Below are 16,629 nucleotides of genomic sequence, written 5' to 3' on the forward strand. Positions count from 1 at the left end.
CCGGAGCCGGTCAGCTGCGGCCCCGCTGCGCCGCCGCCCGGCGCTGGGCCCGGTTGCCCTGGCCCTGCCCCTGGTCGGTCGGCGCCGACCCGTTGGGCGCGCCGTCGCTGTGGCTGCCGTCCGCCCGGACGCTGCTGGCCTGGACGTCGCCGCTCTCACCCGGGGCGACGAAGGTCAGCCCCTGCCGCGACGCGGGCTGCTGGGCCTGCGGGCCTCCGGCCGCGGACACCTGGGCGTGGAAGAGCAGTCGCACCGACTCCTCCTTGATCGCCTCCATGACCGCCTGGAAGAGCTGGTAGCCCTCACGCTGGTACTCCACGAGCGGCTCACGCTGCGCCATGGCGCGCAGCCCGATCCCCTCCTTGAGGTAGTCCATCTCGTAGAGGTGCTCGCGCCACTTGCGGTCGAGGACCTGCAGCACGACACGTCGCTCCACATCGCGCATGACCTCCTCGCCGAGCTCGGCCTCGCGCTCGTCGTAGGCGTGCTGGGCGTCGCTGGTGAGCTCCTCGACGAGCAGGTCGGTGGTCACGCCGGCCCGGCTCCCGGCCCGCTCGACGATCTGCTCGATGTGCAGACCGACCGGGTAGACGCGGCCGAGCTCCTGCCACAGCGCCTCGAGGTCGATGCCGTCGGCCAGACCGGCACCCCCCGCGCTGGTGACGTAGTCGCCGACGACGTCGTTGACGAAGTGGCGGACCTGCTCGTGCAGGTCCTCCCCCTCGAGCACGCGGCGCCGCTCGGCGTAGATGACCTCGCGCTGGCGGTTGAGCACGTCGTCGTACTTGAGGACGTTCTTGCGGGTCTCGAAGTGCTGGGCCTCGACCTGGCTCTGCGCGCTGGCGATGGACCGGGAGACGATCTTGGACTCAATGGGCACGTCGTCCTGCATCCCCGACGTCGACATCACGCGGTCCACGAGCGCGGCGTTGAACATCCGCATGAGGTCGTCCTGCAGGGACAGGTAGAAGCGGGACTCCCCCGGGTCGCCCTGACGGCCGGCGCGGCCCCGCAGCTGGTTGTCGATGCGGCGCGACTCGTGCCGCTCGGTGCCGAGGACGTAGAGACCGCCGAGCTCGGTGACCTCCTCGTGCTCGGCCTCGACGGACGCCTCGGCCTGGGCGAGCGCCTCGTCCCACGCCGCCTCGTACTCCTCCGGGGTCTCGTGCGGGTCCAGCCCGCGGGCCTGCAGCGCCGTCACCGCACGGAACTCCGAGTTGCCCCCGAGCATGATGTCGGTGCCGCGGCCGGCCATGTTGGTCGAGACGGTGACGGCGCCCTTGCGTCCCGCCTCGGCCACGATCGAGGCCTCCCGCTCGTGGTGCTTGGCGTTGAGCACCTCGTGCCTCACCCCGCGCCGACGCAGCTGGTCGGAGAGGTACTCCGACTTCGCGACCGAGGTGGTGCCGACGAGCACCGGCTGCCCGGCCCGGTGACGCTCCACGATGTCGTCGACCACCGCGCCGAACTTCGCCTCCTCGGTGCGGTAGACGAGGTCCGGCATGTCCTGCCGGATCATCGGCCTGTTGGTGGGGATCGACAGCACACCGACCTTGTAGATCTGGTGCAGCTCGGCGGCCTCGGTCTGGGCCGTGCCCGTCATCCCGGCGAGCTTGTCGTACATCCGGAAGTAGTTCTGCAGGGTCACCGTGGCCAGGGTCTGGTTCTCGTTCTTGATCTCGACCCCCTCCTTGGCCTCGATCGCCTGGTGCATGCCCTCGTTGTAGCGGCGGCCCGGGAGGATGCGGCCGGTGTGCTCGTCGACGATCATCACCTGACCGTCCATGACGACGTAGTCCTTGTCGCGGGTGAACAGCTCCCGGGCCTTGATGGCGTTGTTGAGGTAGCCGATGAGGGGGGTGTTGGCCGACTCGTAGAGGTTGTCGATGCCGAGGTAGTCCTCGACCTTCTCGATGCCGCGCTCGAGCACCCCGACGGTCTTCTTCTTCTCGTCGACCTCGTAGTCACCGCTGGACTCGATCCCGCGCAACGGGTCGGCGGCCTCGCCGCGCTCCAGCCGACGGACGACCTTGGAGAACTCGGTGTACCACTTCGTCGGCTGGTCGGCGGGGCCGGAGATGATGAGCGGCGTGCGGGCCTCGTCGATGAGGATGGAGTCGACCTCGTCCACGATCGCGAACTGGTGCTCGCGCTGCACGAGGTCCTTGAGCGAGGTCGCCATGTTGTCGCGCAGGTAGTCGAAGCCGAACTCGTTGTTGGTGCCGTAGGTGACGTCCATCGCGTACTGCTCACGGCGTTGCGAGGGCGTCATCGAGGACAGGATGCACCCGGTCTCCAGACCGAGGGCGCGGTGCACGCGTCCCATGAGCTCGGACTGGTACTGCGCGAGGTAGTCGTTGGTGGTGATGACGTGCACGCCGCGACCGGTGAGCGCGTTGAGGTAGGACGGCAGGGTCGCGACCAGCGTCTTGCCCTCGCCCGTGCGCATCTCCGCGACGTTGCCCTGGTGCATCGCGGCGCCGCCCATGATCTGCACGTCGAAGTGGCGCTTGCCGATGGTGCGCTTGCTGGCCTCCCGCACGGCGGCGAACGCCTCGGGCAGCAGCTGGTCCAGGGTCTGGCCGTCCGCCAGCCGCGCCTTGAACCGGTCGGTCTCCTCGCGCAGCTCGCCATCGGACAGGCCCTCGAAGTCCTCCTCGAGGGCGTTGACCTGCTTGGCGACGGTCTCCAGTCGGCGCAGCGCGGACTTCTCCCCGGCGCGCAGCATCTTCTCGAACAGGTTCGGCACGCGTCTAGGCTAACGGGCATGGCTGAGGATGCCGCATCGAGCGTAGGGCCGGTGCGCCAGCAGGAGGGGTGGCGGATCGTCCCGCCGCACGAGGGGCACGTCGCGCTGCTCGTGGACCTGGGGGCCGACGCGGAGGCGCGCAGGTGGGGCGACGCCGTCCCTGTCCGGGACCCGGGCGCGGCACGGGCGTGGGTGGCGGTCGCCCGCGACGGGTGGGCCGGCCGGCACCGGTGGGCCCCACGGCGCTGGGTCGTCGAGGAGTCCGCCGAGGGGGCCACCGGGCCGGACGCGGATCAGGTATGGCGTCCGGCCGGCCTGGTGGAGTACCGCCCGGACGGCCACGGGGGCGCCGAGGTCGGGTATGCCGTCCATCCGGACCACCGTGGCCGCGGGGTCGCCACGCGGGCGCTCGGCCTGGCGCTCGACCACGCCTTCGACGAGGACGACGTGGTCCTCGCGCGCTGGCGCGCGGAGGTCGGCCACTGGGCCTCCCGACGGGTCTCCTGGCGGCTGGGGTTCTCCGTGCCGGTGCCGGTCCGGGGACTGGTGCCGGGGTGGGACCAGGACACCGCCCCTCGCGACGGGTGGATCGCGACCTTGCACCGGGACGACCCGCGGGAGCCGGCATACCCGTGGCGGGAGATCCCGGTGCTGACCGAGGCGGACGGCGACGTCCGACTGCGTCCGTGGCGGGCCGACGCCGACGACACGGCGGCCCTGGTGTCGGTGGACGACGTGGCCCGGCAGTTCCTCGGCCCGGTCCTGCCGGGGTCCGGCGAGGAGTCCGTGCGGGCCTGGACGGGGGCCCGGCTCGAGTCGGCCCTGCTCGGGCACAGCCTGACCTGGTGCATCGCCGACGCCCGCTCCGACGTGGCCCTCGGCGGCATCTCCCTCTTCGACCTGCTGGACCCCTTCGCCCACGGGTGCGCCGAGGTGGGCTACTGGCTGCTCCCCACCGCTCGCGGGCGGGGGGCGGTGACCCGGGCGTTGCGCCTGGTCACCCGGTATGCCGTGACAGAGCTCGGCGTGCACCGGATCGCGGCCCAGACCGACGAGCGCAACGACGCCTCGCACCGCGCGCTCCTGCGCGCGGGCTTCCGGTGGACGGTCACCGAGCCGCTGTCGTGCGTGTACGCCGCCGGGGGCGAGAGGCACGGCACCGCCCGCTTCGCGCTGCTCGGCGACGAGGCCGCCGGGTCCGCCGAGCTGCCGGGTCCTCCCCCTGCCGTCGCGGCCGCCGAGCACCCACCCGCGCCCTCCGGCACGGCACCGGGCCCGCCGCCGGTGTCACGACCGGGGGTCCCGACGCTGCGCGCCGACCCCCTGGTGCTGCGCCCGTGGCGCACCGGGGACGAGGACCGGATCGTCGAGGCGGTGACCGACCCGCTCACCCGGCAGTACCTCCCCCAGCTGCCCGACCCGTACGGCCAGCCGGAGGCGGCGGCCTTCCTCCAGAGCTGCGCCGAGGCCTGCGAGCGCGGCGAGCGCCGCACCTGGGCAGTGGCGGACGCGGCCGACGACCGGGTGCTGGGCGCGGTCAGCCTCACCGAGGCGGCCGCCTCGGGGACGCCCGGGGAGATCGGCTACTGGGCCCACCCCGACGCCCGCGGCCGCGGCGTGGCCACGGGTGCGGTGCGCGCGGTCATCCGGTATGCCCTCGCACCGGAGGCCGAGAAGGGCCTGGGCCTACGGCGGGTCTGGGTGCAGGCGGCGGGCAGCAACCTGGCCAGCCAGCGCGTCGCGGTCGCGGCGGGGCTCCGCGAGGTGGGACGGGACCGTCAGGCCGAGGTCCTGCGCGACGGCACCGTCGAGGACCTGGTGCGTCTCGACCTGCTGGCGCAGGAGGTGGCTGCCCCGGGGTGAGGACGGCCGACCCGGCGGGTGACCTCCTCAGATCGGCAGGTCGACCCTTCCCAGGCCCAGCCAGCCGGCCATCGTCTCCAGCTCGGCGACCAGCCGGGGAGCGGCGTGCGCCACGTCGGTGCCCTGCTCCCAGTGGACGGCCCGCGCGCGGAGCACCCCCACCTCCCGGTCCGCCTTGAGGTCGACCCGCCCCACGAGGTGCTCGTCGAGCAGGAAGGGCAGGACGTAGTAGCCGTGCACCCGCTGCGGCGCGGGGACGTAGATCTCCAGGCGGTAGCGGAAGTCCCAGAGCTGCTCCACCCGCTCGCGCTGCCAGACCAGGGAGTCGAACGGGCTCAGCAGGGCGGCACCCTCGACCCGCCGAGGTCGTCGGGCCCGGGGGTCCAGCCACACCGGCCGGTCCCAGCCGTGGACGTGCACCCGCTCGGCCCGGCCCTGCGCCTCGAGCCTCGTGAGGGCGGTCGCCACCACCGGCCCGCGCACCCGGAAGTAGTCGGCGAGGCAGCGTGCGCTGCCCAACCCGTGCGCCCGCAGCGAGACGGCCAGCAGCTCCACCACCGACTCCAGCTCGTCGGGGGCGTCCGGCTCACCGGGTGCGCGACGCAGGACCTCCGGGGGCAGGACCCGCTCGGTGCAGGCATACCGTCGCTCGAACTGGCTGGTCCGCGCGGCGCTGGTGAGCTCGCCGGTCGCGAAGAGCGACTCCAGCGAGGTCTTGACCGCCGACCAGTTCCACCCCCAGTGGTCGTTGCGGCGCGTCGCGCCGTGGGGCAGGTGCACCTCGACCTCGCGGGCGGTGAGCGGCCCGTGCTCCGCCACCACCTCGCCGACCGCCTCCAGCAGGCCCGGGTGCTGGTCCCGCAGCTGCTCGCGACGCGCGAGGACCCGGGGGTGGCGCATCCGGAAGCCCAGCAGGGGCCAGGTCGCCAGCGGGACGAGCGACGCCTCGTGCGCCCAGACCTCGACCATGCGGCGACCCGCGCGGGCGCCGCCGCGCACCCCCGCGCCGTCCCGCATGCGGTCCAGCAGGGCCGTGTCGTAGGCGCCGAGGCGGGAGAAGAACGGCAGGTACTGGCTGCGGGCGAGGACGTTGACGCTGTCGATCTGGACGACACCGAGGCGGTCCAGGACGCCGGTGAGCTGGCGGGTGCCGGGGTCCTCCGGTCTGGCCCGGCCGAAGCCCTGGGCGGCGAGCGCGACACGACGGGCCTGCGCCGGGGTGAGGGTCAGCACGGGGACCACCCTGCCAGGGACCTCCGACGCACCGGCCCCGGGGCCACCACGTGCGGGTGGTCCCCGGGGCCGGTGCGTCGGGGCCGTGCGGGCCCTGGTCTCAGGAGGCGACCGCCTGGGTCCGCTCCCCCGTGCCGTGCTGTCCGGCGTGCTCGTCGCCGTCGGTGTCGCCGTCCGCCTCGACGCGGTCCAGGCGCAGCACGCCGTAGGACCAGCCGCGGCGGCGGTAGACCACGCTCGGCCGGTCGGCGTCCGCGTCGTGGAAGAGGAAGAACTCGTGGCCGACCAGCTCCATCTGCGACAGCGCCTCGCCCACGGTCATGGGCGGGGACGCGTGCACCTTCTCGCGGATCTCGATGGGGCTGTTGCCGCGCGTCTGCAGGTCCTCGTCGACGGCCTCCTCGGGACTGCGCCCGGGCTCCTGCTCCTCGTCGGCGTCCTGCTCGGCGAGCGGGTCGGTGGGCAGTCCGAAGGTGGCCTCGGCGACGGAGGGAAGACGGTGCTTGCCGGTGTGGGACACCCGCCGCTTGTCACCCAGCCGGCGCAGCCGCTCGGCCAGCTTGCCCATGGCGAGGTCCAGCGCGGCGTACTCCTCGTCCGCCGCGGCCTCGGCCCGGACCACGGTCCGGTGGACGTAGCAGGTGATCTCGCAGCGCTCGGCCTCCTTGGCCTGGCGCGGGTTGGTCTCGCGGGTGAGCACCACGTCGGTGCGACGGACCCGGGGGGCCAGCTGAGGGACCTTGTCCAGCTTGTCCTCGATGTGGCGGCGGAAGCGCTCGGGCACGTCTCTCTTGCGACCAGTCACGCTGAGTTCCATCAATAACCTCCATGCAAGACGATGTGGTTCGGGGTATGGCGTCGGCGACGGCGCCTGCTCTCGACCGGCCTCACCCCCTCACGTCTGCTCGCGAGGTGCTTCATGAACCCACACTAGTCCGGCTCGACCGTGAACGGTAGGGCGGGCTAGGGGTCGGCGCGCCCGCGGCGGACGGTCGCCGCCACGGTGGCCGCGACCACCCCTGCCGCCCCTACCTCACGCAGCGCGCGGGCGCACTCGGCGAGCGTCGCGCCGGTGGTGACGACGTCGTCCACGACGACGCACGGCACGCCCACGAGAGCGCCCACCGACGTGGGGCGCACCCGGACGGCGCCGCCGAGGTTGGCCGCCCGCTGCCCGGCCGACAACCCGGACTGGTCGGCCACGGCACGGGTCAGCACCAGGGCCGGGACCACGGCGCGCCGCGTCCCGGCCGCGACGACGGCGAGCTCGCGCACCGGAGAGCGGCCCCGGACGCGGGTGCTGGCCGGGGCCGACGGCGCGGGGACCACGGCCACCGGGCGGCCGGCCCGGAGGGCGTCCCGGTGCTCCGAGGAACCCGCGACGGCGGCGGCGACCACGCCACGCAGCACGTCCCCGAGGGCCGCCGTCAGGTCCACCCGGTCCTGCTCCTTCCAGGCGACGACGAGGGAGGGCAGGGCGCCCTGGTAGGCCGGGCCCGACCAGGTGGGCGGGAAGCCCGGCGGGCAGGGTGTGGGGCACCAGGGGCGTGGGCCCGTCGCGCGCAGCTGCCCCAGGCAGTCCGGACAGAGACGGTGCCCCGCCCGATCGCAGCCGGCGCACCCTGCCGGGGCGACCAGCTCCAGCAGGGCACGCAGGTCCTCCCCCGGCCGCCACGGCATACCCCAGGGTCGCACCCCCGGGCCGGCCGTGCGGCTGTCCACAACGTTGCTGCGCCTGACGCCGCGGCGCCTCAGCCGCCCGGGACCACCACCTGGTCCCCGTTGCGGACGGGCTGCCAGCCCTGTTGTCCCTCCGGGACGTAGACCCCGCCGTCCTGGGTGCGGGCGATGACCTCCACGCCGGTGACCCGCGGCACCGGTACGGCGTCGACCAGACCGGGGAGCTCGCCCAGGGGCTCCAGCCATCCGCCGAGCTCCAGCCGGAAGGCCTGCGGCTCGAGGTCCTCCTGGCGCTGCCCGACGAGCACCAGCTCGCCCGCGGCGCTCCAGTGCGCGGCGGAGACGTCGCGCAGGTGGGTCGCCACCGGCAGCGGGGTGGTGAGCCCCCGGGGACGGCCGGCGTTGTCCCGGACGATGCCGCTGACCAGCAGGCGGTGGACCGGCGCCTCCTCGGTCTCCTCGGTCGCCGCCGGGCCCACGACCAGGGCGGCCCTGCTGCCGTCGGGCGAGATCGACACCGCCTCGACGCGGTCCTCGTCCTCGAGCCAGTCGGCCTCGACGGGCCGGGCCACGGCGTCGAGCTGCGCGGCGTCGACCACCCACACGCGGGGCGTCTGGCTGCTGCGGTGCACGCCGCCGACCCAGAACGCGCCCTGCGGGTCCACCGCGGGAGCACCGAGGTCGTCACCGATGCCCTCGTTGGTGTGCACCCGCTCCCCCCGCCACCGCCGGAAGGCGGTGCCGTCGACGGAGACCGCGGCCAGGTCGCCCAGCCCCTCCGTGGCGGCCAGGCCCGTCCACCGCAGCTCGACCTGCGGCAGGACCACGTCGTCGGGGACGTCGAGGTCGCGCAGGGCGTACTGGGAGGGGTCCACGAGGATGAGCTCCTCCCCGACCCGCAGCAGCACCTGCGAGACCTGCCGGTCCACCTCGGCGTAGGGCAGCTCGGTGGCGGCGGTGATCGGGCCCTCGGAGCCGTCCAGCAGCAGGGGTTGGCCGGAGGCCTGCACGTCCACCCCGGCCACCGAGCTCAGCCCCAGCAGGCTGTGCGCCAGCTGGCTGCTCAGCCCCGCGGCCCGCGTCTCGTCCTGGGCCAGCGTCGCGCCCTGCAGGTTGACGGTGGCGACCAGGGTCGAGGGGTCGACGGGCACGGCCGGCGTCGCGAGCCGCACCGACTCGTTCGCGGCCGTGCTGACGGCACCCTCCAGGTAGCCGGGCAGGGGGCCGAGCTGGGCGCGGGTGAGCGCCGTGGGCAGGCCCTCGCTGTCGGCCAGCCACCGCAGCTCGGGGACGAAGACGTCCTCCTGCGTGTTGAGGTAGGACAGCACCGTCGGCCGGAAGACCCGTTCGAAGGCGGTGTCCGAGAGCCACAGCCCCGCGTCGTCGGGGAAGGTGCTGATGCGCGGCTCGCCGTCGACCTCGGTCAGCCCGAAGGTCTGGGTCGAGGTCTGCGGGGCCTGCTCGGTGAGCCGCCCCTCGGCGTCCACCCGGCCCACCACGTCGAGCTCCACGCTCACCTCGTCCTCGGAGAGCAGGGTGAGCTCGGCGTCGCCCTCGTAGACGACGACCGTGGCGGTCGGCACCCAGCTGCTGGCCAGCTCGGACGCGAGGTAGGAGCGGGACACGTCGTCGTCCCCGGCGAAGCCCTCGCTGGCCCGCAGGAACCCCTCGACGACCTCGACCGGCCCGGCACCAGGCTGGGCGGGGGGCAGGAGACGGTCGACCTCGCGCTCGGACTGCTGGGAGACCGGCAGGCCGGCCCGCGGTGCGGAGCTGGTCGGGAGCTGCCCCGAGCAGCCGGCGGTGATGAGTGCGGTGGCGGCGAGCACCGCGACCAGGGGGGTGCGCATCAGTCGTCCTCTCTCGTGTCCAGCGCCAGCACGACGGGTGGTACCTCGGCGTCCCGGGCGGCGGTGGCGCCACCGACCGGCCCGGGCCCGGAGGGCACCTCCGGAGGCTCGTCGGCGATGACGTGGGTATGGGCGCGGGGCAGCAGCAGGCGGAAGCACGCGCCCTCGCCGGGCCGGCTGCCGACCTGCAGCCACCCGCCGTGCACGCGGGCGTCCTCCTGGGCGATCGCCAGCCCGAGCCCGGTGCCGCCGGTGGTGCGGGCGCGGGCGGAGTCGGCCCGCCAGAACCGGTCGAAGACCTGGAGGCGCTGCTCCTCGGTCAGCCCGATGCCGTGGTCGCGCACGCTGACCGAGACCACCTGGGGGTTGCTGGCCACGGTGACGTCCACCGGCAGCCCCTCGCCGTGCTCGACCGCGTTGGTCAGCAGGTTGCGCAGGATGCGCGAGACCCGGCGACCGTCCATGCAGACCTCGACCCGGTCGCTGGGCACGTGCACCCGCAGCACCGTGCCCACCTTGTCGGCGAGGGTCTGCACCCCCTGCACCGCGGAGAGGACGGCCGGCAGGATGTCCTCCTCGTGGCGCTCCACGGTGGCGGCCCCGGAGTCGAAGCGGCTGATCTCCAGCAGCTCGGCGAGCAGCTCCTCGAACCGGTCCATCTCCTGGTCGAGCAGCTCGGCGGACCGCGCGACCGGCGCCGCGAAGTCCTCCCGCGAGGCGTGCAGCACGTCGCCGGCCATCCGCATGGTCGTCAGCGGGGTGCGCAGCTCGTGCGAGACGTCGGAGACGAAGCGCTGCTGCAGCTGGGACAGCGAGCGCAGCTCGCGGATCTGGTGCTGGATGGAGTCGGCCATCGTGTTGAAGGAGGTCGCGAGCTGGGCGATCTCGTCGTTGCCCACGACGGGCAGCCGCTCGTCGAGGTGCCCCTGCGCGACCTCCTGGGACGCCTTGGCGACCTCCTCCACGGGCCGGGTGACCATGCGGGTCGCCAGGAGCGCCAGGCCGACGGCCAGGGCGAGCAGCCCCAGCCCGCCGAGGAGGAAGAGCTGGCGGACGAGGTCGAGGGTCTCCTGCTCGCGGAGCAGCGGGTAGACGAGGACGAGGTCGTAGGGACCCGCGCGCAGCAACGACACCCGCGACCCCACCACCACGGCCGGCGTGCGTTCCTGCCCCTCGCCGAGCGACACGGGGACCACCATGACCTGCTGGTTGGCCGGGTCCTGGGCGATCGCCTCCCGCAGCGCGTCGGGCACGTCCTCGGCGAGGACCCCGGTGGACATGCGCTCCACCACGCCGCTGGTGTTGTCGAGGGCGGGCAGCAGCAGCGCCCGCCGCCCGTCCGCGGCCGAGGGGCCGCTCATCGACTGGATCTGCTCCTCGGCGAGACCCCGCAGTCCGCTGTCGTCCCGCCGGTCGGTGGAGTCGAAGGCCCGCTGGGCGTTGGCGACCTGCTGGGAGGCGTCCCGCTCCGCGCTGTCCACGGCCTGCTCTACCAGCCCGCGGGAGACCTGCTGGTAGAGCAGGGTGCCGAGCAGGAGGGCGAGCAGGGTGCCGACCAGGACCGTCGAGGTGACGACGCGCGCCCGCAACGAACCCCGCCACCAGGTCAGCACCCGCCGCCCGGTGGCGCCCTCGTCAGGGGTGCCCGGCCTTGTATCCGACGCCACGCACCGTCACCACGATCTGGGGGTTCTCCGGGTCCTTCTCGATCTTGCTCCGCAGCCGCTGGACGTGCACGTTGACCAGCCGGGTGTCGCCCGCGTGGCGGTAGCCCCAGACCTGCTCCAGCAGCGACTCCCGGTCGAAGACCTGTGTGGGCTTGCTCGCCAGCGCCACGAGCAGGTCGAACTCGAGCGGGGTGAGCGGTATCTGCTCGCCGGACCGGGTCACCTCGTGCCCGGCCACGTCGATCTGGACGTCGCCCACCTGCAACCGGGTGTCGTCGCCGGTGTCGGTGCGGCGCAGCCGCGCCCGGATCCGGGCCAGCAGCTCCTGCGGCTTGAACGGCTTGACGACGTAGTCGTCGGCGCCGGCCTCCAGGCCCAGCACGACGTCCTTGGTGTCCGTGCGGGCGGTGAGCATGACGACGGGGATCCCGGACTCGGCGCGCAGCTCACGGCATACCTCGATCCCGTCCTTGGACGGCAGCATGACGTCCAGGAGGACGAGGTCGGGACGGAACTCACGGAACATCGGCATCGCGCGTCCCCCGTCGGCGCAGCTGGCGACCTCGTAGCCCTCCTTGCGCAGCACGATGCCCAGCATCTCGGCCAGGGCCTGGTCGTCGTCGACCACGAGTACTCGAGCGCTCACGGGTTCCTCCTGCGTCTGTGCCCCTGCACCAGCATCAGTAGCGGTAGTGCTCCGGCTTGAACGGGCCGGCCACGTCGACCCCGAGGTAGCTGGCCTGCTCCTTGGTCAGCTCGGTCAGGTCGGCCGCGACCGAGGCCAGGTGCAGCCGCGCGACCTCCTCGTCGAGCTCCTTGCGCAGCGTGTGGACGCCGAGCGGGTAGGACTCGATGCGGGTGTGCAGCTCGATCTGGGCCAGCACCTGGTTGGCGAAGCTCGCCGACATGACGAAGCTCGGGTGCCCGGTGGCGTTGCCGAGGTTGAGCAGGCGGCCCTCGGAGAGCACGATGATCGAGCGCCCGTCGGTGAAGGTCCACTCGTGCACCTGCGGCTTGATCTCCACCCGCTGCACGTCCGGCACCCGGGCGAGGCCGGCCATGTCGATCTCGTTGTCGAAGTGCCCGATGTTGCCCAGCACGGCCTTGTCCTTCATCGCGGCCATGTGCTGCGGGGTGACGACGTCCTTGCAGCCGGTCGCGGTGATGACGAAGTCCGCCGAGCCGATGACGTCCTCCAGGCGGGCGACCTGGTAGCCGTCCATCGCGGCCTGGAGCGCGCAGATGGGGTCGATCTCGGTGACGATCACCCGGGCACCCTGACCGCGCAACGCCTCTGCGCAGCCCTTGCCGACGTCACCGTAGCCGCAGACCACCGCGACCTTGCCGCCGATCAGCACGTCGGTGGCGCGGTTGATGCCGTCGATCAGGCTGTGTCGGCAGCCGTAGGTGTTGTCGAACTTGCTCTTGGTGACCGCGTCGTTGACGTTGATCGCCGGGAAGAGCAGCTCTCCGGCCTCGTGCAGCTGGTAGAGCCGGTGCACCCCGGTGGTCGTCTCCTCCGAGACCCCACGGATGCCCTCGGCGACCCGGGTCCAGCGCTGCGGGTCCTGCGCCAGGGAGGCGCGCACGGTCTCCAGGATGACCTTCCACTCCTCCGGGTCCTCCTGCTGCGGGCTGGGCACGGCCCCCTGCCGCTCCCACTCCCGACCCTTGAGCACCAGGAGCGTGGCGTCGCCCCCGTCGTCGAGGATGAGCGTGGGGCCGGGTGCGTCCGGCCACAGCATGATCTGGGTCGTGCACCACCAGTACTCCGACAGCGTCTCCCCCTTCCAGGCGAAGACGGGCACGCCCTGCGGCTCCTCCGGGCTGCCGTGCGGGCCCACGACCACCGCGGCGGCGGCCTCGTCCTGGGTGGAGAAGATGTTGCAGGAGGCCCAGCGGACCTGCGCCCCGAGCGCGACGAGGGTCTCGATGAGCACGGCGGTCTGGACGGTCATGTGCAGCGACCCGGCGATCCGGGCACCGGCCAGCGGCTGCTCGTGGGCGAAGCGCTCGCGCAGGGCCATGAGGCCGGGCATCTCGTGCTCGGCGAGCCGGATCTGGTGGCGTCCCTGCTCGGCGAGCCCCAGGTCGCGGACCCGGTGCTCGAGCGCGGTACCGGTCGTCGTCATGGTGTCGGGCATGGGGTCATGCTACGTGGCGTCCCCGACGTCCCCCGGCACGTGCAGGCCCAGCAGCGCGTTCTCCAGCACCTCGGACAGCGCCGGGTGGATCCAGTACTGGCCCCGCGCCAGCTCGTGGGCGGTCACCGACGGGCCCATGCTCAGCGCCTGGATGGCGGGCTGGATGAGGGTGCTGGCCATCGGGCCCATGGCGTGCACCCCGAGCAGTCGCCCGGTCGCGGCATCGCCCACCGCCTTGAGCAGCCCGGTGGTGTCCTCCATCGCCCAGCCGTACGCGGTGTCGCCGAACCGCTGCACCTTGGTGGTCACGGCATACCCCTCGTCCTGCGCCTGGGCCTCGGTGAGTCCGACGCAGGCCATCTGCGGGTGGGTGAAGACGGCGGCGGGCACGAACCGGTGGTCGAAGGCCCGCAGGTCGTCGGGGTGGGCGAGGTTGTGGGCGACCACCCGGGCCTCGTGGTTGGCGACGTGCTTGAGCTGGTGCTCGGAGGAGGCGTCGCCCAGCGACCACACGCCGGCGACGCCGGTGCGGCCGAAGCGGTCCACGACGACCCGTCCGTCGTCGTGGGTGGCCACCCCGGTGTGCTCCAGCCCCAGGTCGTGGGTGTGCGGGGTGCGTCCCGTCGCCACGAGGAGCACCTCCCCGCTCGCCGTCGAGCCGTCGGACAGGGTGAGCTCGATCTCCGACTCCCCCTGCTCGAGCGAGACGGCCTCGACCCCGGTGCGGACGTCCCACTGGGCCCGCGCGAGGTCCGTCCAGGCGGCGGCCAGCTCCGCGTCGAGGGCGCGCAGGAGCCCGTCGCCGCGGGTGACGATCCGCACCGCCACGCCCAGGGCGGAGAAGATGTGGGCGAACTCGGCGGCGATGTAACCGCCGCCGAGGATGACCAGGCTGGCGGGCAGCTCGGGCAGGCGCATGACGGTGTCCGAGGTGTGGAAGGGCACCCCCGAGCGGAGGACGACGTCGGGGACGTGGGGTCGCGAACCGGTCGCGATGACGACCTGGTCGCCCGTGATGCGGTGCACCGAGCCCAGCTCGTGGTGGCCGCCGGGGCGGGTGATCTCGATCTCCAGCTCGTGGTCGGACACGAACCGGGCGTGACCGAGGTAGGCCTCGGTGTGCTCCCCGTCGACGCGGTAGTCCCGGCCACCGTCGCTGATCGGGTCGATCCGACCGAAGACCCGGTCCCGGATGTCGGTCCACCGCACGTGGTCCAGGCTCGCGTCGATGCCGAACCGCGCGGCGTCGCGGATCGTGGAGGCCACCTCCGCGGCGTACACGAACATCTTGGTGGGGATGCAGCCGACGTTGAGGCAGGTGCCGCCGAAGACCCCGCCCTCGACGACGGCGATGCGCCGCCCCTCCAGCTCGGGGGTGACCAGCGAGTTGCCGGAGCCGGTGCCGATGATGACGAGGTCGTAGTGGGTGGTGTCGCTCACCTGGTCAGCGTAGTTCGCCCCGGGACCCACGCCACCCGAGGTGGGGTCGACCCAACGGGCCGCGGGAGCAGCGTCACCGATGTCCGGCGAGATGGCACAGCGGCGCGTAGCCTGGAACGGTTGCTTTCGCACATGTGTTCGACTAGACTGGGAGGAACCCGCCGGGCCGGCGGGATGGAGCAGATCCTCGGGGGAGGTGGGTGTCGTGGCCGCATCGGTGGTCGAGTCGTCACACGAGCAGCCGGATCATGCCGTCCTCGGGGTGCTGGGGGTGATCGGCGCCGCGCGGGCCGGGCTGGACGCGCGGCTGATCGAGGCCGCGCGGATCGTGGTCGCCACCACAGGGGCGGCGCTGCTCGCGGACAAGGGGTTCGCCACCGTGGAGGAGCTGACCGACGCGCAACGACGGGCGTGGAGGTCCGAGGCCAAGCGAGCCGCGTGCGCGGAGATCGAGGCCACCCTCGGACTGGGGGTCGTCGAGGCGCGGCACCTCGTGGGTGTCGCCTGTGCACCCAGGGGTGTCCGCACCCCGGTGCTGGGAGCCCTCGACAGGGGTGACGTCACGTGGGGCATGGTCCGCGACTTCTGGCGCCGCTGCGCACGACTCTCCTCCGACGACGCGTCCCTGGTCGCAGAGTCCCTCTTCGGCACCGAGGCCGCCACGGCCGCACCCGAACGCCTCACTCCCGACGACCTTCTGAGGGACAGCCCGTGGCACGCCGCGGACTACCGGGCCGCGCTGGAACGCGAGGCCACCCGTGCCGAGGGGGTGGACGTCCAGGCCGAACGCGACCGACGCCGGGAGGCCTACCGCCAGCGCCGCGCCAGCGTGGTCGTCGACGCCGACGGGACCGCCACGCTGTCCGTCACCGGACCCCTCATCTCCATCGTCGCCGCACACTCCCGCATCGAGCGGGCTGCCCGCCTCCTGCGCAAGCACGGCGACCTCCGCACCCTGGACCAGCTCCGCGCCGACATCACCGCTGCTCTGCTCGTCCACGGGCAGCTTCCCCTGCCCGACGAAGACGACTCGTCGGGGTGGCGCGACCTGCAGGTGCCGGACCTGGACAGGATCGCCCGCGTCATCACGGGCATGCCGACCGTCCAGCTCCAGGTGGTGCTGCCCTGGGACACCCTCACCGGCAGCCCGGCGTGCACCCATGTCGGGGAGGACGAGCGGTCCGGCCGCGACGTGGCACACCTGCTCGGAGCACATCCCGCAGCCCTCACCCCCGGCCATGCGCGCGAGCTCGCCCTGACGCCGGACACCACCCTGAGCCGGATCCTGAGCGACCCCGCCGACGGGCGCCTCGTCGAACGCACCCTCACCACCTACCGGCCCGACGCGGACATGCGTCGGCAGGTCCTCGCGGCCGACGTCCACTCGCGCGCTCCCGGCACGCGGCACCCTGGCACCACCTGCGATCTCGACCACGTCAGCCCCTGGGGCGGGTCGGACGAGGAGGGGCAGCCGCTGGGCGGGCCGACGGCCGAGACCAACCTCGTCGCCCTCGGCAGGCGGCCGCACCAGCTGAAGACGCTCGGTTGGGCCACCGCCCGCATCAACGACCTTCGCGACCTGACCTGGACCACCCTGCTCGGTCACACGACCACCACCCGCACCCACGACTACCGCCACTACGCACCGACCACGCGGCCGTCAGCGTCCGGACCGGGCCGCACCGCCGACCCCCCGCCACCACCCGACCCGGACGAGCAGCGCGACGTGCTCAACCGCGCGCTCTACGACGCCCTCGGCGCACGAGGACCCGACGCCCTCCTCACCGACGACGACGACCACCCCGGAGCCGGCGATCACGGCGGGCCCCTGTCGCGCTGGATGTTCATCCCGCGCCGCCCCGCCGGAGGGCAGCCCCCGCCGGCACCCCGCCGCGCCCACACCGCCGGATCCGGCCCCGCGGGAGCCGACCCCGGCGCCCCCTCCGGAGTCCAGCCCGACGACCCCGGCGCCCCCTCCGGAGTCCAGCCCGACGACCCCGGCG

11 protein-coding genes are annotated in these 16,629 nt (G+C 73.5%); 2 read left to right on the forward strand and 9 right to left on the reverse strand.

Annotated elements, in window-relative coordinates; genetic code table 11:
• Positions 1 to 10 precede the first annotated feature (10 nt).
• Entirely contained in the window at positions 11 to 2,749 is a 2,739-nt protein-coding gene (gene secA, locus Q0795_RS01760) for a preprotein translocase subunit SecA (protein WP_298885735.1), read from the reverse strand.
• Between the two features lie 18 nt (positions 2,750 to 2,767).
• On the opposite strand from secA, the gene Q0795_RS01765 reads away from it, so the two are divergent.
• A complete protein-coding gene (locus Q0795_RS01765) occupies positions 2,768 to 4,612 on the forward strand; it encodes a GNAT family N-acetyltransferase (RefSeq protein WP_298885737.1) in 1,845 nt (614 codons plus the stop codon).
• A 27-nt stretch (positions 4,613 to 4,639) separates the two neighbouring features.
• Here the strand turns inward: Q0795_RS01765 and Q0795_RS01770 are convergent, their stop codons facing one another.
• The 8 genes from Q0795_RS01770 to Q0795_RS01805 form a co-directional block, all read right to left on the reverse strand.
• Positions 4,640 to 5,845: a crosslink repair DNA glycosylase YcaQ family protein gene (locus tag Q0795_RS01770; RefSeq protein ID WP_298885739.1), complete on the reverse strand. Its 1,206-nt coding sequence runs from the start codon at positions 5,843 to 5,845 to the stop codon at positions 4,640 to 4,642.
• A gap of 100 nt (positions 5,846 to 5,945) precedes the next feature.
• Entirely contained in the window at positions 5,946 to 6,650 is a 705-nt protein-coding gene (gene raiA, locus Q0795_RS01775; RefSeq protein ID WP_366942443.1) for a ribosome-associated translation inhibitor RaiA, read from the reverse strand.
• A 158-nt stretch (positions 6,651 to 6,808) separates the two neighbouring features.
• The gene (locus Q0795_RS01780; protein WP_298885742.1) at positions 6,809 to 7,567 is read right to left on the reverse strand and encodes a ComF family protein; all 759 of its coding nucleotides are present in this window, start codon (positions 7,565 to 7,567) and stop codon (positions 6,809 to 6,811) included.
• 29 nt (positions 7,568 to 7,596) lie between these two features.
• Entirely contained in the window at positions 7,597 to 9,375 is a 1,779-nt protein-coding gene (locus Q0795_RS01785) for an LpqB family beta-propeller domain-containing protein (RefSeq protein WP_298885744.1), read from the reverse strand.
• Positions 9,375 to 11,042, reverse strand: coding sequence for an MtrAB system histidine kinase MtrB (gene mtrB, locus Q0795_RS01790; protein ID WP_298885746.1), 1,668 nt, complete (start codon positions 11,040 to 11,042; stop codon positions 9,375 to 9,377). Before mtrB ends, Q0795_RS01785 begins: the two co-directional genes overlap by 1 nt.
• Positions 11,011 to 11,688 (reverse strand): MtrAB system response regulator MtrA, encoded by a 678-nt coding sequence (mtrA, locus tag Q0795_RS01795; protein ID WP_298885748.1) that lies wholly within the window; start codon positions 11,686 to 11,688, stop codon positions 11,011 to 11,013. Before mtrA ends, mtrB begins: the two co-directional genes overlap by 32 nt.
• Positions 11,689 to 11,722: 34 nt before the next feature.
• On the reverse strand, positions 11,723 to 13,186 hold the full coding sequence (gene ahcY / locus Q0795_RS01800; RefSeq protein WP_298885750.1) for an adenosylhomocysteinase: 1,464 nt from the start codon (positions 13,184 to 13,186) through the stop codon (positions 11,723 to 11,725).
• A 9-nt stretch (positions 13,187 to 13,195) separates the two neighbouring features.
• Entirely contained in the window at positions 13,196 to 14,626 is a 1,431-nt protein-coding gene (locus Q0795_RS01805; RefSeq protein ID WP_298885753.1) for a mycothione reductase, read from the reverse strand.
• A gap of 205 nt (positions 14,627 to 14,831) precedes the next feature.
• Here Q0795_RS01805 and Q0795_RS01810 point away from each other — a divergent pair.
• Positions 14,832 to 16,629, forward strand: a 1,798-nt coding sequence (locus tag Q0795_RS01810) for a hypothetical protein (protein WP_298885754.1), incomplete at its 3' end; no start/stop codon positions are given.

The sequence above is a fragment of the uncultured Serinicoccus sp. genome (assembly GCF_947487915.1).
GTDB lineage: Bacteria > Actinomycetota > Actinomycetes > Actinomycetales > Dermatophilaceae > Ornithinicoccus.